The organism is Leptospira venezuelensis (assembly GCF_002150035.1).
GTDB classification, from domain to species: domain Bacteria; phylum Spirochaetota; class Leptospiria; order Leptospirales; family Leptospiraceae; genus Leptospira_B; species Leptospira_B venezuelensis.
Window position 1 is genome coordinate 765,117 of record NZ_NETS01000011.1, and the last position, 19,565, is coordinate 784,681.

The 19,565-nt window shown below is 39.6% G+C and carries 17 protein-coding genes; 12 read left to right on the forward strand and 5 right to left on the reverse strand.

Going from position 1 to position 19,565, the window contains the following annotated elements:
- Positions 1–7: 7 nt before the first annotated feature.
- The 4 genes from B1C82_RS19705 (at position 8) to B1C82_RS19720 (ending at position 4,652) form a co-directional block, all read left to right on the forward strand.
- Positions 8–826 (forward strand): LIC11113 family protein, encoded by an 819-nt coding sequence (locus tag B1C82_RS19705; RefSeq protein WP_234008341.1) that lies wholly within the window; start codon positions 8–10, stop codon positions 824–826.
- Positions 819–2,288: a S1C family serine protease gene (locus tag B1C82_RS19710; RefSeq protein WP_086449234.1), complete on the forward strand. Its 1,470-nt coding sequence runs from the start codon at positions 819–821 to the stop codon at positions 2,286–2,288. Before B1C82_RS19705 ends, B1C82_RS19710 begins: the two co-directional genes overlap by 8 nt.
- Positions 2,285–3,658 carry a PDZ domain-containing protein gene (locus B1C82_RS19715; RefSeq protein WP_086449235.1) on the forward strand — a complete coding sequence of 458 codons (1,374 nt, stop codon included), beginning with the start codon at positions 2,285–2,287 and terminating at the stop codon, positions 3,656–3,658. Before B1C82_RS19710 ends, B1C82_RS19715 begins: the two co-directional genes overlap by 4 nt.
- Positions 3,659–3,752: 94 nt before the next feature.
- Positions 3,753–4,652 carry an ATP-binding response regulator gene (locus B1C82_RS19720; RefSeq protein ID WP_086449236.1) on the forward strand — a complete coding sequence of 300 codons (900 nt, stop codon included), beginning with the start codon at positions 3,753–3,755 and terminating at the stop codon, positions 4,650–4,652.
- 51 nt (positions 4,653–4,703) lie between these two features.
- Here the strand turns inward: B1C82_RS19720 and B1C82_RS19725 are convergent, their stop codons facing one another.
- Together B1C82_RS19725 and B1C82_RS19730 are read right to left on the reverse strand one after the other, a co-directional pair.
- Positions 4,704–6,002, reverse strand: coding sequence for an oligosaccharide flippase family protein (locus B1C82_RS19725; RefSeq protein ID WP_086449237.1), 1,299 nt, complete (start codon positions 6,000–6,002; stop codon positions 4,704–4,706).
- A gap of 4 nt (positions 6,003–6,006) precedes the next feature.
- Complete coding sequence (locus tag B1C82_RS19730; RefSeq protein ID WP_086449238.1) at positions 6,007–7,011, reverse strand: phosphatase PAP2 family protein; 1,005 nt, start codon at positions 7,009–7,011, stop codon at positions 6,007–6,009.
- Between the two features lie 198 nt (positions 7,012–7,209).
- On the opposite strand from B1C82_RS19730, the gene B1C82_RS19735 reads away from it, so the two are divergent.
- The 7 genes from B1C82_RS19735 (at position 7,210) to B1C82_RS19765 (ending at position 15,610) form a co-directional block, all read left to right on the forward strand.
- Positions 7,210–10,578: a methylmalonyl-CoA mutase family protein gene (locus tag B1C82_RS19735; protein ID WP_086449239.1), complete on the forward strand. Its 3,369-nt coding sequence runs from the start codon at positions 7,210–7,212 to the stop codon at positions 10,576–10,578.
- Positions 10,579–10,660: 82 nt separating this feature from the next.
- Complete coding sequence (locus tag B1C82_RS19740) at positions 10,661–10,972, forward strand: hypothetical protein (protein WP_086449240.1); 312 nt, start codon at positions 10,661–10,663, stop codon at positions 10,970–10,972.
- Positions 10,969–11,415, forward strand: a complete 447-nt coding sequence (locus B1C82_RS19745; protein WP_086449241.1) for an LIC_11090 family protein — start codon at positions 10,969–10,971, stop codon at positions 11,413–11,415. The genes B1C82_RS19740 and B1C82_RS19745 overlap by 4 nt, the downstream gene beginning before the upstream one ends.
- Before the next feature lie 96 nt (positions 11,416–11,511).
- Entirely contained in the window at positions 11,512–12,501 is a 990-nt protein-coding gene (locus B1C82_RS19750; protein WP_086449373.1) for an MbnP family copper-binding protein, read from the forward strand.
- A 51-nt stretch (positions 12,502–12,552) separates the two neighbouring features.
- On the forward strand, positions 12,553–13,704 hold the full coding sequence (locus tag B1C82_RS19755; protein ID WP_086449242.1) for a methanobactin export MATE transporter MbnM: 1,152 nt from the start codon (positions 12,553–12,555) through the stop codon (positions 13,702–13,704).
- Positions 13,705–13,718: 14 nt separating this feature from the next.
- The gene (locus B1C82_RS19760; RefSeq protein WP_234008339.1) at positions 13,719–14,588 is read left to right on the forward strand and encodes a hypothetical protein; all 870 of its coding nucleotides are present in this window, start codon (positions 13,719–13,721) and stop codon (positions 14,586–14,588) included.
- Positions 14,579–15,610, forward strand: coding sequence for an LIC11086 family outer membrane transporter (locus B1C82_RS19765; protein ID WP_086449243.1), 1,032 nt, complete (start codon positions 14,579–14,581; stop codon positions 15,608–15,610). Before B1C82_RS19760 ends, B1C82_RS19765 begins: the two co-directional genes overlap by 10 nt.
- A gap of 203 nt (positions 15,611–15,813) precedes the next feature.
- On the opposite strand, the gene B1C82_RS19770 is transcribed toward B1C82_RS19765, so the two are convergent.
- Positions 15,814–16,098: an LIC_11321 family protein gene (locus tag B1C82_RS19770; protein WP_086449244.1), complete on the reverse strand. Its 285-nt coding sequence runs from the start codon at positions 16,096–16,098 to the stop codon at positions 15,814–15,816.
- Positions 16,099–16,239: 141 nt separating this feature from the next.
- Here B1C82_RS19770 and B1C82_RS19775 point away from each other — a divergent pair, with 141 nt between their 5' ends.
- Positions 16,240–17,238 carry an LA_0442/LA_0875 N-terminal domain-containing protein gene (locus B1C82_RS19775; RefSeq protein WP_086449245.1) on the forward strand — a complete coding sequence of 333 codons (999 nt, stop codon included), beginning with the start codon at positions 16,240–16,242 and terminating at the stop codon, positions 17,236–17,238.
- Here the strand turns inward: B1C82_RS19775 and B1C82_RS19780 are convergent.
- Both B1C82_RS19780 and B1C82_RS19785 read right to left on the reverse strand, forming a co-directional pair.
- Complete coding sequence (locus tag B1C82_RS19780) at positions 17,235–18,215, reverse strand: cysteine synthase A (protein WP_086449246.1); 981 nt, start codon at positions 18,213–18,215, stop codon at positions 17,235–17,237. The genes B1C82_RS19775 and B1C82_RS19780 overlap by 4 nt on opposite strands.
- 181 nt (positions 18,216–18,396) lie before the next feature.
- The gene (locus B1C82_RS19785; protein ID WP_086449375.1) at positions 18,397–19,452 is read right to left on the reverse strand and encodes a class I fructose-bisphosphate aldolase; all 1,056 of its coding nucleotides are present in this window, start codon (positions 19,450–19,452) and stop codon (positions 18,397–18,399) included.
- Positions 19,453–19,565 lie beyond the last annotated feature (113 nt).

Genomic DNA, 19,565 nt, shown 5'->3' on the forward strand with positions numbered 1-19,565 from the left:
AGTTTTATTGTTTTTTTCCGTTTTTATTCCGGATTCTGGAAGTTTCGCGGAAGAACCTCCCCCTAAAAAAGCTAATTCCAGGATTGGAGATTTTGCTGAGAAAGAATTTCAAGAAGGCTTCCGAAAATATACCAAAGAGAAAGATGCAAGACCCTTGAAAGAATGGTTCAAACAACATGGAACCGTTCATATTGGTGAGTGTAAGTTCAGATCTAGTCCTGAAATGGAAGAATTACAGGTTCTTTCTTTGGATTGTCCCGGAAAAAAACTAAACGGTTTCTTTTATTCAGGAGAAGAAAGATTACGTTCTCCTGAAAAAATAGATTCTTTCAGAGTAAAAGGTCCTGTTAAATTAGGAAAAACAGTTTATTGGGAACTAGAATTTTCTGAAGAGAATTTAAAAGCAGCGAGTTCCAAACCTACGCCCGGTGGTAAATCCAATCCGGAAACTAAATTAGTGGATAAGGCCTCCACTGTGAATTTTGGTCTGCAATATTTCTTAAGCATCGCAAAACATCCTATTGATCGCCCCACTCCTAAAGGAAAAGAGATCTTTTTTGATTCCTCCTGCCCTCTTCTTTACTTGGGCAAGGATGCAGATTTTTATTGGGACAAGTCTTTGTATTATTCTTTCCAGGCCAGCTGTTTACCAGATTCTCCATATTCCTGGATCCGAATCAAAGCAGATCTGAGCGGAAATGTTTTAGTAGATAACCAACCAACGGAAGAACTCCAAGAAGGAGCACGTTACCTGGCAAAATTGAAATTAGAATCAGTAGAAAAGGATAAAATTGTATGGTCCGACGCGGAGTTGTTTCATGAATAAGTTTTGGATACTTCGCGCAGGATTGATCCTAATTTTTAGTTTTCCTGTTCTTTCTCAAACAAACGGAAACTCGGATCTGAAAACATTATTGAACGGGGTAGTAATCGTCAGAAGTGATATTTATCCAGATGCAAGCGATCCTTTGGAATTCGGGGACCAAGATCTTTCCAGGGATGTAGGTTCAGGTTTCATTATTGCAGGAAATAGAATATTAACAAATGCTCATGTAATCTCAGAATCCAAGTATCTGAAGGTAAAACGTTTCAATAGTAGTAAGTATTATAATGCTAAAGTGGAATTTATTGGTTTCGACTGCGATTTAGCATTGATCTCGGTAGAAGACGAGGAATTTTTTGCCGCTGTAGAACCTCTGGAAATCGCAGAAGAATCCCCTTCTCTAGGTAGTAATCTTTTAATGTTAGGATATCCAGAAGGTGCAGAAAATCTCACTTTAGAGAATGGACTCGTCAATCGTGTGGAAAGATTGAGATACTCTTTTACGGGATTAGATTATAGAAAAGTAATCCGTGTGGGTGCAAATATTCTCCCGGGATATTCGGGCGGTCCTGCTATCCAAAACGGAAAAGTAGCAGGGATCATCTTCGAAGTTAGCCAAATCCAAGGAAATACCGCTTATCTAATCCCGCCAGAAGTAGTGCAACATTTCTTAAAAGATATACAAGACGGGCAATACGATGGTTTTCCATTCGTAGGTTTTACTTTCCAAAATGGAAATTCAGAATCTGTGAAAAAGTATTTAAGAGTTCCTCAAAACTTGCAAGGTGTGCTTGTAAATAAGGTATATCCGAATTCTTCATTCTCGGACGTTTTGCAAACGGATGATTTTTTATATAAAGTAGATGAAGCCTATCTGAATAACGAAGGTGGCCTTTTAGAATTTACAGGGAGAACAATCGTAGACCTGATTGAACCTGGTTTTGTAGGCCAAAAACTGAATCTGTATTTTTACAGAAACGGCAAAAACTTCAAGATCCAGGCTGAGTTAAAAAAGACAGATTCACTTGAATTGTATCGAGATCGCCAGATCAGAAGTTTCCTAGGTGCAGGACTATTATTCCAACCTGTGAATCGTGCATTATTTGGGAAAGAAAGCCAAAGAGTGGAAACCGCTCTCAGATACCATTACAGTTATTTCATACAAGACGATCTTTTCAAATTTACAGAAAGAGATCTGATCTTAACTACTTTATTTCCGGATCCTCTTAACTCTAAATATCTAAATTATCGTTTTAAAATATTAGAATCCATTAATGGGAAGACTCCTGCCAATATCTCTGAGTTTAAGGATTATTGGAAAAAATTCTCCAATGGAACCTTAGTTTTAAAATTCAGGGGTGTCGGACTTCCTTTGGTTCTGGACGCTAAAACAGTCAGGACAATAGACTTAAGAGTTAGAAAAAGATTCGATATTAAGTCGGACGAATCCAAGGAGGGAAAATGAGATCTTATAAATTAGTATTCCTTCTTCTCTTTTGTTTAGGATTTTTTGAAAATATTGAAGCTAAAGCAGATTCAGAATTTTCACTTCTAGTACATTTTAGAAAGTACTCTCATCATAACCCTTTCCAAAAAGGAACTCCTTATCAGAAAAGAATCCCTGCTATCCGTGTGGATGAAAGAACTGCACTCGCACTTTTAAAACCGGGAGAGGTTCCACTATTTGCGGAAATTCATCCAGAAGAATCCGCCGAAAGAAAGGCTTATTTCCAAAAAGTGGATCTGGATACTGGACTCGGTATCGTGCTTCTTCCTGAAAATTATGGTAGAACGAAAAAGGTATCCCCGATCGCAATATTAGAAGAAGGAACAAGAACGCAAGGAGCATGTTCTTCCTTCTTTACAAACTTTGAATGGGGAAGTTTAGAATTTTCCAAATCAATTCTGCCTCTCTCCAAACTTTCCAGAAAAGAAAACCAAGACGGAACCAGGAGTTTTCTTTTTGCAGGTAAGAAAGTTTGCGGATTTACTGATGGAACATGGAATGCAGGAGCTGATCTTCTTCGTAGATTTTATCAGAGTAGATTTTCTTCTGCTTCTCCATTTCCTCACCCAGGTTTCTCCGCAGAAGGTTCTTTAACACCTGCCGAAGAAGATTATTATTTTCCGAAAGGTAGTGTTGGGGCGGTAGTTTCAGAAGTTCTTCCTGGAATTGGCCCGATGCATAATCTATTTCCAGGAGATGCAGTTCTTTCCGTGAATGGAACTCCGGTTGCTTCTAAACAAAAACAAGTACTGTATGATATCCTGCTCAGTAAAGGTGGGTCTTATCTAAATTCTGGAGAATGGGTCACTCTTTCCTTGTATCGTGACGGCAGAAAAAGAGAGATACGTTATCAGCTAAGACCGTATAACGAAGATTCTTTTTTAATCCCTGAAAGTTCTGACAAGATTGCTCCTAAATATATTATTGCTGGCGGATTACTTTTCACTGAACTTACTCATACATATTTAAAAGAGTATGGAGAAAAATACAAATCCACAAGCGATCGAAAGTTAGTATATTTAGCAGAAAGTTATTCTAAAAAACTTCATCCGGAAAGGAGTCGTATCGTGTTACTTTCCAGAGCATTTCCGGATGAGAAAAACAGGGCTTACCAAGAATTTCAAGATTTGATCTTAGAATCTGTGAACGATAAGGTAGTGGACTCAGTCGAAGGTTTGAAAACGGCCATTTCTGAGAATAAGGATGAATTTTTGATCTTCCGGTTTTCAGGAAATAAATTGGCAGTTTTCGATAAGTCAGAGTTAAAAAGTTTGGATGAAAGGATAAAATCCTTATATTCTCTTGATTCTCTAGACAATATCCGCTGACAAAATTCTTGACTAGAATACCTTTCCAGGGTTTTCTTTTGTTTTCCGAATAAGTCACCTTAAATATTCGGAAGTTCTGAATTAGGAATTTATTATGAAAATCCTTTTCGTTGATGACGAAGAAGTTATCCGAGATCTGTTCCAAGAAATTTTCGGCAGCGAATACGAACTCGTTCTTGCCGGGACCGCGGAACAAGGCTTAGTCTTAGCAGAGTCGGAAACTTTCGATCTTATCATCACCGATATTCGTCTTCCAAGGATGAATGGTATAGAGTTCATCACTAAATTGAGAGAAAAGGGAGTAGAAACTCCTTTTATAGTCATCACAGGAAATCAGGACATTCAAATCTCCATCAATGCTCTTAGATTAGGAGCAGTGGATTTTTTCCTCAAACCTTTTCGGATGGAGGCGATCCGTTATTCTCTCTTAAGGTTTAAGAACTTATTTTATGCGGGTAAGGACCTTGTAGACAAACGAATGTTCCAGGTCCGGGAGTCCAGACAGAAGTTTGCACTTCTTCCTAGACTCGGAAATTTAAACCAGTATGTTCACTTGATCCTGAGGTCTTTGGCTCACCTTCCCAATCTGCGTAACGAGGACCAACTCTCTTTAAAAGTTGCATTATATGAATTGATCGGCAACGCAATTGAACATGGCTGTGCACGAATCACCTATCACCAAAAACAAGATTTAATGTTTCAGGAAAACGATTACTTCTCTTATGTAGACAAAATCTGCGAATCCAAAGAAGAATGGATCCAGGTAGAAGTGGACTATGATGATACAAGAGTAACTGTTATTTTAGAGGACGGAGGAGATGGTTTCGATCCTGCAAGAGTTCCAGATCCAGTACAAGATCCAAATGCAAGCCAACTTTCGGGCAGAGGAATTTTCTTAGTCCGTATGAATGTGGATTCTCTTTCTTATAATGATAAGGGAAACCAAGTTACATTCGTAAAAAAATTGCAAAAAGGAGAAATGAAACAAGTATAACGGGTCAATCGATCAGAAAGAAATAATATTCATATTTCTGAATATATCTTACTATTCCTTGGCAGAAGGTTTGTAATACGCTAAAAAATAACCGCTGAGCAAAAACCAAGAAGGGATCTGACCAAGGAAGAATGCGCCAGCCGCTCCCATGGTCCCATATTCAGGGATCAAAAGATTATCCAAAATTAATCCAAAGATCAATCTCACCAACGCAAGAATTGCCAATAATCTAGGCTGGCCCAATGCAAATAATGCCATTCCAAGTGGAGAAAACACCAATTGGAATAGATAATTCGGGTACAATAGCTGGAATACAGGAACTGATTCAGGATACTTTCCTGAGAATAAAGCTGAGAAAACCCAATCACCCAAAAGCACCCAGGGCCCTAATGCCAAAGCAAACACAACCGCTACTAAAATGGATTTACCCAAGTAACTAGTGAATTCTTTATTCTCCGTAAGCCTGGAAAGTTTGGGATAGATCATTGAATTCAAAACGGAAAATAAGATCACAAATCCACTGAAAGGTTGTAATGCTACTCCGTAAGCTGCTACCGCTTCGTTAGAATGGTATTTATTAAGGAAAAATAACTCCATTCTATCCGATACGATCGCAAATAAAGATGCTAAAAATGCGTAACGGTTGAAAGAGATAAGCTCTTTGGTCTGTTGCCGGACTTCTTCCTTATCTCCTGCCCAATGTAATTTGCCTCTTGGAAACAAAAGGAAGAATAGAAAAATTGTAAATACTGGAGCAACGGAGAAGATCCCGAGTATATCTAAATGTCCTAAAGCGTGATCTGAAAATTGGTCAGCTAAATACAGGATCAAAATGCGGATCAGGTTTGGAAGAGGATACCAAATCGAAAGTGCATGATATTGTCCGAAAGATACAAATATACTTTCAAAGTAAGAATTAAAAGAAAGAACAAAGCTACCGAATACAAGAAGAAACGCTGCCAGTGCATTCTCTTTTAAAAAAAACACAGCAACTCCTGTAACAAGCACCAATAGGAATAATGCAGCCCATTTAACCCAGAGAGAAGAAGCTAAAAGCACTCCAATCTTTCTTTTGTCTTCTGTCATTGGAGAAAGGAATCGAACTAAAGCTGTGGGCAATCCGAATTCTGCCACAGCTAAAAGCACAGGCAAAAATCCGGAATAATATTGGAATATTCCGTTTTCGTTCTTACTTAAGATACGAACGGAATAAACCATGAAGATAAAATTCAGTAGTGAGGCGACTACCTTGGAAAATCCTACTGAAAAAAAGCTGCGTATGAATCCGGAGGTCCGTAATTTTCCGAAACTTTCGAAAATGAACTGTAAGGAGGATCCAAAGCGAAGCATGAAGTTAAGTCAGATAGATGCCTCCGCGTATCCTTTTCAAAAGAATGGGAGCGAGATGGCCAATATAGTAACACACGATCCCATACTTAAAGTATCTGGCAACCGGATTTTCCCCAAATAGAGCGGAGAGAATTTTTCCAAGAGCCAAATAAAAGATCAAGATCCCAAGAATGATCACACTGACTCGGATCAAAAAATTGATCCAAGAATCGACTGGTTTCCAATCCAGCCCTGCCCTCTTATTGTACAAAATTCCGATACCAAAACCTGCAAGAGCTCCGGCAGAAGAGATCACCTGCTCCCAGGATTTATTCGTGGATTCGGGCTGGCTCGGATCGTGCAGAAGAATACTAGGCACAGTGAGAGCCAAAATAAAAAGTACGAGTGACTTTAGCCTTTTTTGATCCGGTTCCTTTCCAGTAAAACTAGGTTCTAAAATTCCAGGATCTTTTGCGAACAAGTATTCTAATCCGAGTAACACCAATAGTCCTAAAACAAAACCGCCCAATGTATCTCCCAGGAAATGAAGTCCAGCATACATTCTCGCAATCGGCATAAATAAGATCAAAAAAGCAGTAAGTATTCTCACCCAACGAATTCTTACATGCAAAAATAAAGTTCCATATAACACCACCGCAGTCTGCACGTGTCCGGATGGAAATCCGTAGGAACCTTCCATGAGTCCAAGCTCAGATGGAAATGGTAAACCGATCGGCCTAGGCATAGTTAGAAAAGCCTTGAAAGCCCCATTTACAACTCCCGCGATGAGTAGTCCCAGAGTCATTCTGAGTCCGATCTTACGATCGAAACAAAGATAGATCAGAGAGACCAAGCCCATAAAAAAGAGAGAAGATCCTAACTGATGGAACAAAATTGTAAGTGGATCCAACACAGGTTTTAAAGCAGAAATATGAAGAGCCGCTAAAGGCGAGTTAGAGAATAAGATCTCTTTCCACAGGAAACTATCCGTCATAAAAACGAGCATATAAAGTTTCGGTTTTAAACGCAAAATGAATTCTTTGCAAAAGACTCACCTTCTCGATGTTTTTAGAACATTCGTTTTGTAAGCCAAAATCCAGTTGCTAGATTCCTATTCATGCAGCATGATAGATATATAAATGGCATTTATTGAACGATCGTTCTCCAAACGACAAAACAAACAAAGTTCGGTTGAAATTTACCCAAACCGGAACATTAGGAGAATATAATGGAACCTGAAGTTTATATCCCACATAATAAATTAAAATTTGTAACTGCTGCCTCACTCTTTGACGGCCATGATGCTTCCATTAATATTATGAGAAGAATTCTCCAATCCTCAGGAGCAGAAGTAGTTCACTTGGGTCATAATAGATCTGTCCAGGAAATAGTAGACTGTGCCATCCAAGAGGACGTACAAGGGATTGCAGTCACAAGTTACCAAGGTGGTCACGTAGAATATTTTAAATATATGATAGACCTTCTGAAAGAAAAAGGAAGTTCTCATATCAAGGTATTCGGTGGCGGAGGGGGAACTATCCTGCCTTCTGAAATCCAAGAGTTGGAAGCTTATGGAGTTTCTAAAATTTATTCTCCGGATGATGGACGTTCCTTGGGTCTCCAAGGAATGATCAACGATCTATTAAAAAAATCTGATTTTATTCCTCCTCATAGGTTTAACGGAAATCTATTCTCGGAGATCCGTAAAAAAAATCCAATCGCAATTGCTGAATCCATTTCCTTAGTCGAATCTTCTGAAAGTGACTCCATGAAAGTTGATCCAGGCAAATTGGATTTTCCACTTTCTAAAAAGACAATTCCGATCTTGGGGATCACTGGAACCGGAGGAGCAGGAAAATCCTCTCTCACCGATGAGCTTGTAAGAAGATTCATTCACGATTTCGAAGACAAAACTATAGCTATCATATCTGTAGATCCTTCCAAAAGAAAAACAGGAGGAGCACTACTAGGAGATAGAATTAGGATGAATTCGATCTCTCATCCAAGAGTGTATATGAGATCTTTTGCGACTAGAGAAGCAAATATCGCACTAAACCGAAATGTCAAAAAAAGCCTGGATGTTCTCAAAAGTTCTGAATTCGACTTAGTGATCGTGGAAACTGCAGGGATAGGACAAAGTGATTCTGAGATCACAGAAGTCTCAGATCTTTCTCTGTACGTGATGACTCCCGAATTCGGTGCGGCTACCCAATTAGAAAAAATCGATATGATTGATTATGCTGATCTGATCGCAGTGAATAAATGTGATAAAAGAGGTGCGTTAGACGCGATCCGTGATGTTCAAAAACAATTCCAGAGATCCAGAAAATTATTCGACTCTTCTCCGGAAAAGATGCCCGTATTCGGAACAATTGCTTCTCAATTTAATGATCCTGGAACAAACAACTTATACGTGGCACTTATCGACTCTTTGAATAAAAAATTCAATCTGGATTGGAAATCTAATTTTGCATCCAGTTCTGAGACAAGCCAAAAGATCCATATCATTCCTCCGGACAGACAAAGATATTTAGCCGAGATCGCAGAAGAATGCGAGAAATACGAAAACTTCGTAAAAAAGGAATCCGAAACTGCAGAAATCCTATATAGGATCAAAGGTACGATAGAAGTATTAAAAGAAAGGGGCAAAAACGTCTCCGACTTGGAAGAAGAATATTCTAAAATAGAAGCTAAACTTCATCCGGACACAAAGAAGATCCTGAAAGAATGGGATTCAAAATTAGAAAAGTATTCAGGAGAATTTTTCACTTATAAAGTCAGAGATAAAGAGATCAAGGTAGAGAATTTTACAAAATCTTTAAGCAATCTAAATATCCCCAAGGTTTCTGTTCCTAAATTCCGCAATTGGGGAGAGATCGTAAAATGGTCTTATACTGAGAACTTCCCGGGAGAATTCCCATATGCCGCAGGAGTATTTCCTTTTAAAAGGACCGGGGAAGACCCTACTCGAATGTTCGCCGGAGAAGGTGGACCGGAAAGAACAAATGCAAGATTCCACTATGTAAGTCATGGAATGCCTGCTCATCGTTTGAGCACAGCATTCGATTCAGTCACTCTGTATGGAGAAGACCCAGGACTTCGTCCCGATATTTATGGTAAGATAGGAAACTCTGGAGTGAGTATCGCCACATTAGACGATGCTAAAAAACTTTACTCAGGTTTCGATCTTTGTAGCCCGAGCACTTCAGTGTCCATGACAATCAACGGACCGGCACCGATGCTTCTATCCTTCTTTTTAAATACTGCGATCGACCAAACCTGCGAGAAGTATATTCGTGCAGAAGGTAAAGTAGAAGAGGCAAAATCCAAACTTGCAGAGATCTATTCTAAAAAAGGTGTTCCTATACCTCAATACAAAGGAGAGATCCCTAAAGGAAATGATGGTCTGGGCCTTCTTCTTTTGGGAACCACTGGAGATCAGATCCTTCCTAAAGAAGTTTATGAAAAGATAAAGAAGGAAACTCTTTCTTCTGTTCGCGGAACAGTACAAGCGGATATTTTAAAGGAAGACCAAGCTCAGAACACATGTATCTTCTCTACTGAATTCGCTTTAAAGCTCATGGGAGATATCCAGGAATATTTTATCTGGAATAAGGTCCGCAATTTTTATTCAGTTTCTATATCAGGATATCATATCGCAGAAGCAGGAGCAAATCCGATCACTCAAGTTGCATTCACTTTAGCAAATGGATTTACATTTGTGGAATACTATCTTTCCCGGGGGATGAAGATAGATGATTTCGCACCGAACCTTTCCTTCTTTTTCTCCAATGGGATCGATCCTGAATATGCTGTGATCGGAAGAGTGGCGCGTAAGATCTGGGCCAAGAGTATGAAATATAAATATAACGGATCTGATCGTTCCCAGATGTTAAAATATCATATCCAGACTTCCGGCCGTTCATTACACGCGCAAGAGATCGCGTTTAATGATATCAGAACCACCTTACAAGCTCTGTATGCTATCTACGATAATTGTAATAGTTTGCATACGAATGCGTATGACGAAGCGATCACCACTCCTACGGAAGAATCCGTAAGAAGAGCAATGGCAATCCAGCTCATCATCAATAGAGAATTGGGTCTGGCTAAAAACGAAAATCCTCTACAAGGTTCCTTCATCATAGATGATCTTTCTGATTTGGTAGAAGAGGCGATCTTGTCCGAGTTCAGACGTATTTCAGAAAGAGGCGGGGTTCTTGGTGCAATGGAAAGAATGTACCAAAGAAATAAGATCCAAGAAGAATCTTTGGAGTATGAACATAAAAAACATACTGGAGAAATCCCAGTAATCGGTGTGAATACTTTCTTAGGTAAGGATGGATCTCCTACAATTCTTCCAGAAGAAGTGATTCGTTCCACTGAGGATGAGAAAAAGGCACAGATTAGAGAACTGGAAGCATTCCAATTCAGGAACCAAGATGATTCATCTAACGCCTTAAAAAATCTACAAGCTGCCTGCCTTTCCGGAGAAAACGGATTTGAAGCATTGGTAGAAGCCGGAAAGGTTTGCTCTTTGGGACAAATGACCCATTCTCTTTACGAAGTGGGCGGGCAATACAGAAGAAGTATGTGATCTATCAAATGATACAAATCAATTCTGAGGACCTTTTTTTGTTTCCCTTAAGATTTCAAGGTAGAAAATTTGGTCCAAGGCCATGACTTCGTCTGCAATCCAGTTTTCAGAGACACATGTATACGCTGAAAAAAAACGATTTAGAGTCGTTTTTGTGCGAAACGTATGTTCTGTCGAAACGGAAGAAATCGGCCTCATCCTGCAAAAGATCCAAGAAATTCAGCCAAGCGTTGTAGAACTGGATCTTGAAAGTGTAGTAGCAATCCCTTCTTTGATACTGAATCGGATCTTAAAACTTTTGGCGGAATTAAAATCCAAAGGGATCCCGGTGGAAATCAAGACTAGCGAAGGACTCAAAACCGTCCTCAATCGGCTGAAAATCTCCCTTCAATGAAAACGATCTCTATCATTCTGACCCAATGCTTCCTGTTCCAAAGTTTGGTATTCGGAAGCGGTTGGTTCTGTGGAATGCTCGCTGGAGAAATCAAACTTTGCCATTGTAATCACGGAAGCCAGAAAGAAAAACATTCAGACTCTGAAGATTCAAGATTCTCTTCTAAACTTGCTGATGCTGGAGAAGATCATTCTAATTCGAAACCTTCTTCCCTACCCGACTGTCACTCCGCTAAATCGGGAGAAGCACATAAATGTGCCTGTAAAAAAGCAAAAGACAAGGCTTCTTATTTAAGCAGCACCATCTGTACTCAATTTTTCACTTATTCTAAACTAAAAAACATAGCCCCAGAGACTCTTGGTTCAGAACTTCCTGGCCACATACAAGACGGTTCTGGAGTGTTTGTTTCATTTGATTTAGAAAGACCTCCTCAATTCTCCTGATCATTTTCTAAACCTCGAACGAGGAAGCGCTAGGATAGGTATATCCTAATGCTCAAACGAAAAATGGGAAAATTAAACCTTCCCCAGGAGAATATTATGAAATCATTATATATAGTCGCTATGGCGGCCTGTTCGTTAATTTTTATGGGTTGTGACGGATCTAGTAACCCGAACATGGCTCTTTTGGCTTTAATGAGCCAAACTGAAGTTCCAGGAATACAATTCAAAGCAGTTGTCGGAGATAACGACGCAAAATGTGGAAGTAACATAGACGGACATGGGCACGCATCCATAACATCATTCGGAAGCATGAGTTCCGAATCTACTGTAAGCATCATGCATGTAGCGGGAGCGATGCCTATTACCTTGCAAGATCTTAGATTTTATGTATCCAATCTAGAATTGATAGACCAGGATTCTAATACTGTAACAGTTAATATTCCCGATGACGGAGTATGGCAGGCTTCCGGAGTAACTCTTTTAGATTTTGAAAATGATACTGGAAATTGTAGTGGTACTACTGCAACAAATACTCTGATCAAAGCATCGGTGCAGAATAAAACATATAAAGGGATTAGATTCTATTTGGGAGTTCCTGAGGATCTGAACCATTTAAATCCGGTGACTGCTCCGAGTCCTCTGAATATTTCCGGACTAGCATGGATGTGGAGCACTGGATACATTTTCGGAAGATTCGAATTCGCTGCAACGGTAGTAAATTCACAATCTGAAACTAGTTTCTGGAAAGCAGCAGTCCATTTCGGTTCCTCAGATTGTAGTATGGGCACTCCTTATGGCTGCAATATTTCAAATCGCCCCTTCATCGAACTATTGCCTAGCGGAGGTTTCAACCCATCCCGGCACGCAGTTCAATTCGATTTAAAATCTTTAGTAGCAGGTTGGGATATAGGAACAGCAGCTGAGAGTGTTGCGGCAAATTCGAATAATACGATCGAATGCCATTCGAACCAAGGAAATACAATTAGCGATACGAACTGTCCGGTTCCGTTCACCAATATTGGCTTAAGTTATGCAACGGGTAATCCTTCTGGAACCCAATCAGTCTTCTCGGTCGTTTCCAAGTAAGATTTCAACGGTCCCCTTTCCGGAAGGCCAGGGGACTTTTTGGAGAATATTATGAAATATTTATTCTTTATTCTGATCATTTCAGCAGGGTTCTTATCTTGTACAGACTTATTGAATCAGAATGAAAACAGAAGTTCTTTAGAAAGTTTAGCTTTTTTGGGGAGGACCCCAAATGCGATCGAAGGAACTCCATATATCTTCGATCTTCCAGATGGGTTTCCAACCCCTAAGGTTCCTTCGGAAAATCCGATTACTGTAGAAAAGGTAGAGTTAGGAAGATTTTTATTCTTTGACCCTAGGTTATCAGAGAATGAAACACAGTCTTGCTCGAGTTGCCATAATCCTTCCATGGCATTCACTGACGGCAGAACGGTTTCAATCGGATCTACCGGAAATAATCATCCGAGAAATGCACAACATTTGTCGAATGTAGCTTATAACGTCCGTCAGACCTGGGCAAATCCGCTTTTAAAAGATTTGGAACAACAAGCTTTAGTTCCTCTTTTCGGCGAAAACCCTATAGAACTTGGAATGAAGGATAAAGAAAATGTATTATTCGATCGATTAAAGAATGATCCGCAATATCAGGAATTATTCAAAAAGGCATATCCGAGTCAGTCGAATCCATTCAATTTATCGAATATAGTCTCCTCGTTATCCAGCTTCCAAAGAACTCTTATATCCGGAAATTCTGCTTATGATAGATACCAAGAAGGAGATTCTTCGGCCCTAAGTGCATCTGCCATCAGAGGTAAAAATTTATTCTTTGGAGAAAGAGCAGAATGTTTCCATTGTCATGGTGGTTTCAATTTTACTGATACGATCCTACACACAGGTACTGTGTTTGAAGAAATTACATTCCATAACAATGGATTGGATTCATCCAGATATGTGAGTCCAAACGGAGGACTCTATGAGTTTACATTCAAGGCAGCGGATAGAGGAAAGTTCAGGGCTCCCTCTTTACGTAACGTAGAACTAACTGCTCCATATATGCATGACGGTTCCATTCCTGATTTACTGGCCGTAGTCAATCACTATGTAAGCGGTGGAACTGGAGATGGAACTACAAATCCAAACAGGGATGTCTTTGTTAGAAGTTTCTCCTTAAGTGAATCTGAAAAACAGGACTTGGTAGAATTCTTAAAAAGTCTGACTGACACTGAATTTACGACCAATCCGAAGTTCCAGAATCCGTTTTAAAATTTTAGATAAACATGATGAAGAATAAAATAAAATTCGAATATATCTTACTGTTCCTGCTTTCCTTCCAAGCTTGTGCCTATGGAAATTTAGGAAATTCTACGGAAGAAAGATCGACAGAATTACAGGCGTTATTCCGTATCTTTGACGAAAGAAGAGCAATCATCTCTCCCTGGTTATATTACTCGGATGACCAAGGAGATTCTGACATAGGTTCTTTTACTTTAAATGGAAGTTCTTCCTACCAGATACAGCTCACAGGGAATGAAGTGGTACTGGAAAGTATTTCTATGTTGTTTCGGGCTCCAGAGAATTCTTTTTCGGTTTCCTCTAGTTCCTCAGATTCAAAATATCATGTGTTTCATGATGGTGGTTCAGAAACTCCTACAACAGGAACCGGCTCTTATTCCAAAAAATATGGGATCAAAGGAAGTTTCTCTCCCGGGGATATTTCAATCTCTGATTTTAATACTTTAACCGGGCCTGTAAAAAGACAAAGTTTATCTCCTTTTCCTCCAGTTCCCTACGGGACTTTAGAACATATTTATGGAGAATTTTCAGACCTTCTTCTTACATTCCAGATTTTCAATGGATCAAGCACGAAGACGGTCCACGTGGAATTAAGGGAGGCAGAATTCCAAGTAGAAGCTTCCTGCGATTTAGAAATCCCGTATAAAAAAAATACGCCATTCTCCATTGGATTTAGGACGGACGGTCTGCTTTCACAACGAGCGGGGTCTTCTGTTTCTATCCTGGATGGGATCTTTGCACTTTCTGGTTCAGAGATCACAATCAACGATTTTCAAAACACTACACTTTATTCCGAAATCCTGGAGAACTTGGAAACAAACGGCCAGGTGTTGGTATTATATTCATGTTTCTAATATTCAAAAATTATCATATTATATCTGTTATACGATTTTTTGCATTTTTATTCTTCATATTTTTAGGTGGAGAAGTTTTTGCTCACCATGCAGGAGAAGGCCAAAATATGATCTCTTCTACAAGGTTTGTGGACCCTTTTACTGGAAAAAGAGAGAAACCTTCCGATTATCTTTTGATCACCCAGGATTTCCAAAAAGGAACGATAGATAATTCTAATCTTCACACAACCACTGTGTTCGGTGAATTTAATTTTGCCGGAGGTAAATTCGCAGCTAACTTTAGTGCTCCTTGGACTTATTATGAACAAAAGGATAGAAGTGATGCCGCTCGTTATGGTAAAGCTTTTGTGGGGGCAAAATGGAATCCTCTGATTGATACCGGCTGGCCTTTCTTCATTATTTTAGAAGGAAGGCTTGGTTTTCCTTCGGGTGGGAATACTGACAAATTTGCGGGCGGGGATTATTATTCTGGGATCGCAAATCTTACCTTAGGTGCAACCTGGAAGCAGTTCCTATTCGTGCTTAGAGGTTCTGGAATCTTTCCACTCTCTAAAGATCATGCGAATCTAACTACTCAGTCGGGTCTTCCCTATTGGGCCCAGAGTTCCACCACTCAAAATACAGAAGAACATCCTGAGATCCAAAAAATCACACAATGGTTTGCGTATGTGACGTATTTTTGGACCAAAGATATTAGCGTTTTTGGAGGACTTTTGTATAGAACTCCTTATGTGAATGTGATCGGCGGCGGTAGTCTTCTGGAAGAAGATTCAGAAACTCAGAAAAAATTCCCGAAAGCGTTCAAAGAAGCTAGTTTAGGTTTTAATTATACTCTTACCAAAGGTACTTATCTCACCATTGCAGGTCGCCTTCCTTTGATCCGGGATCCTGAGATCAGACTTTATGATTATGCCATCACTACTTCGATTTCTTTTGAACTCCCCGAATGGAGGGATTCTTCTAAAAAATCGGATAAAGAAGCGGAAGAGTTTGAATCGGAAGAGGATTTGGAGAAGAAGTAGTTCACGCATAGAAAAGAAATTTCGCATAGAGGCCACGGAGAACACAGAGGTTTTTCTCACGCAGAGACGCTAAGGTGTAGAGAGTTTTCTCTCAGACATGTTGGAGATTTTAGTTTTGATGATTATGCGATGTGGGAATTCCTACATCCGAATCCCAGTGAGGTCGGTGATCTCTATGCGAAATGATTTTATATTAAAAATATTTAATCCCAGAGGGATTGGAAGCAGAGCGCTGAATTTTTTTCGAAACTTTGGAAACCAGGTTTGGCCACACATTCTTCCTCAGTGGAAGGAAAATAATCAATACCTCCCCCTTCGTATTTGATCCGGCAACAACCTTGAGTCTTAGAGGGTTTTTCTTTCTTGGGAGAAGGTTCTGAAGTTTTAGCATCCTTTGGCTGCTCAGGAGAAACTCCTAAAACGGAAGTCTCAAATGCACATATACCACAAATCACCAAGATCGAAATCCAAAACCGGAAAAAACCCATGCCTAATTTTATCCGGACGCATATTCTACGACAAGGAAAAATCCCTGAATTCAAAAAGTGAAGTCAAGTTTTTACGTTGACTCGCTTACCTTCTGAAGGTGACAAAGAGAGAAAAGTACAAAAGACCGAATAGGAATTCAAATGAAAAATCACCGCTCAATTCTAATAAGACCTAAGTCTTTATCAATCTCCGTTATCTTCCTTACGATCGCATTCAGCCAAGTTTCGGCAGAAACGATCCTTTTAAAAAACGGTGAAAAAACCTATGGAACTGTAATCGATCAATCTACAGATACTGTTACAATCCTTAAAGAAACTAAAAGGCAAACCCTTGCTAAGTCCCAGATCTTAAAAATTATCTTCAAAGATATCAAGGACGAGGCGGAACTTGCAAAATTATTCGATACTGAAAAAAAGAAACTGAATAAAGACGGCAAAAAGCCTGAAAAAGAAGAACAATTAGACACCATTCTTCTAGAACAAATGATCAAGGAGAATAGTTATAAGGCGGTCCAAAAACGTCTGGCATTGATTGAGAAATACATCGATGAACAAGATTCTAGTTGGGAAGAATATATTTCCGCAAACAGAAATCCATGGGAACCTGTTTGGAAATCAGCCATCCTCCCAGGTTGGGGACTTTCAACTATGAAACATGATAATTACGCGAGAGCTTATCAGATAGCGATCGGTCTTTCTATCATTGTTGCGGTGGGTGGAAGCCAAGCAGCAACAGAACAGCATAATAAAGCAGAGAATCGTCTAGGCAAAATTTTATTCGAAGATCCAGTTACTTATGCACAGATCCAAGGTTCCGGAATTATGGGAGCGTCGGTTCTTGTGACTAAACTTCAATCGGATAGTATTTCTGAGTATAATTCCTTTAAAAGTAAAGAAAACCAATATGAAACTTATAGCAGAACCGGTCTTTATTTCGGTGTAGGATTGTATTTAGTGCAGTTGGCCCAAAGCTATTTTTTAGGACAAAAATGGGCGACTCATAATATTATCCAAACTCCTTCTGGAGAAGCAGTTAAGGAAGGATTTAACTTCAAAAGTAATTATACACCAATCGCTGCAGGTGGCGCGAGTAATCTTTGGGAATATCACACCGACCTAAGATATGTAAGTACTTTCTAAACTTCCGGAATAGAATATCCTTTCGATTTCAACCAGTCCTGGTCGTATAGCCTGGACTGGTATCTTGCCCCACTATCGGCAAGAATGGTGACTATTGTATGTCCTGGCCCTAACTCTTTTGCAAGTTTTACAGCAGCACCTATATTGATCCCGCTTGACCCTCCCACAAACAATCCGTCTTTACGAAGAAGTGTATAAATATATTCTAAACATTCTGCATCTGTAACTCGGATCGCATCGTCAAATGGAGCATCTTTCATGTTTTCGGTAATTCTCCCATTACCGATCCCTTCTGTGAAAGAATTTCCTTCCGAGCTTAGTTCACCCTTCTTTATAAAATTGTAAATTGCTGATCCATAAGGTTCCGCAGCGATTGTTTTGATCTTCGGATTTTTTTCTTTTAAGAATATTGCGGTCCCGCTGAATGTTCCACCGGTTCCTAAAGAGGCTAGCCAAGCATCCACCTTCCCTTCTGTTTGTCTCCAGATCTCAGGTCCTGTAGTATGATAATGTGCTAAACGGTTTGCCACATTATCAAATTGATTTGCCCAAATTGCATTTGGAGTTTCTTCCGCTATGCGGGCTGAAACTTTTACATAATTCCCGGGATCTTTATATGGAACTGCGGGAACCGTTCTTACTTCTGCGCCAAGTGTTCTTAACAAATCTATTTTTTCTTTGGATTGAGTGTCTGGGATCACGATCAGGCATTTATATCCTTTTGCATTACAAATATGTACTAGACCGATTCCAGTATTTCCTGCAGTGCCTTCGACCACTGTGCCACCCGGCTTTAAAAGACCCTTCTTCTCCGCTTCTTCTATAATGAATAATGCTGCCCTGTCTTTTACGGAACCTCCAGGATTTAAGAATTCTGCTTTTCCTAAAATTTCACAACCTGTTAGGTCTGAATAATAATTCAAACGGATGAGAGGAGTATTCCCGATCGAATCTGCAAAACCTTTTTTGATCTCCATAAGAGCCTCTTTATTAAACTATTTTAATATATACCAATAAAAAAAGGAAAGCAAACCCACTTTTGTGGACTCGCTTTCCCCCTCGAATTTTTCCGGTATTATTTTTGTTCCGGAAAAATATTTTATGTTTTTGAATTGGCCCTACAGACCGCCTACGCGGACTTCAAGAACCTATAAATTATTAAGCGATTGTTACGTCTTTAGACAGATATACGTCTTGGATCGCGTTTAACAATGCTACTCCGTCTTTCATAGGCTTTTGGAATGCCTTTCTTCCGGAGATAAGTCCCATTCCACCAGCTCTTTTGTTAATGACTGCAGCTTTTACCGCATCGCCCAAATCGTTAGAACCGGAAGGACCGCCGGAATTGATCAGACCAATTTTACCCATATAACAGTTTGCTACTTGGTATCTTGCCATATCGATCGGATGATCAGAAGAAAGATCGGTATACATCTTATCGTCTTTTTTACCAAATTTCAGATCTCTGAATCCGCCTAAGTTGGTTTCAGGCAATTTTTGTTTTACGATATCCGCTTGGATAGTAGCAGCTAAATGGTTTGCCTGTCCAGTAAGGTCGGTAGCGATATGATAATCTGCTTTATCGTTTTTGAATGAATCGTTTCTGAGATAAGCCCAAAGAATAGTTACGAGTCCAAGTTCATGAGCTCTGTGGAAAGCTTCTGAGATCTCTTGGATCTGTCTGGAACTTTCGTCAGAACCGAAATAGATTGTAGCTCCTACAGCAGCAGCACCCATATCGAATGCCTGCTCTACGTTTGCAAAAAGGATTTGGTCGAATTTGTTAGGATAGCTTAGAAGTTCGTTATGATTGATCTTAACTACAAAAGGAATTTTGTGAGCGTACTTGCGAGATACTAATCCTAAAACTCCAAGGGTAGAGGCAACTGCGTTACATCCGCCTTCGATCGCGAGTTTTACGATATTTTCAGGATCGAAATAAGCTGGGTTCTTAGCGAAAGACGCGCCCGCACTATGCTCGATTCCTTGGTCCACAGGAAGAATAGAAAGATATCCTGTTCCTGCTAAACGTCCAGTGTTATAGATGGATTGGAAATTTTTAAGAACAGAGTTGTTTCTGTCAGTCTTAGCAAAAATTTCATCAACGTAATTCGGACCAGGGATGGTCAGGGTTTCCTTGGGGATGGTTTTAGAGACATGATTTAAGAGAGAATCCGCTTCCGCACCTAATGCGCTCTTGATTTTATCTAACATTCCAGTTATACCTATTGGTTTTATCGATCTGATGACTAGTTTTGGGGCGAAGCCCAAAATTTCCATCGATTTTCGATAAGAAATCCAGAGGATAAAAGAGGCCTAAATTGAGT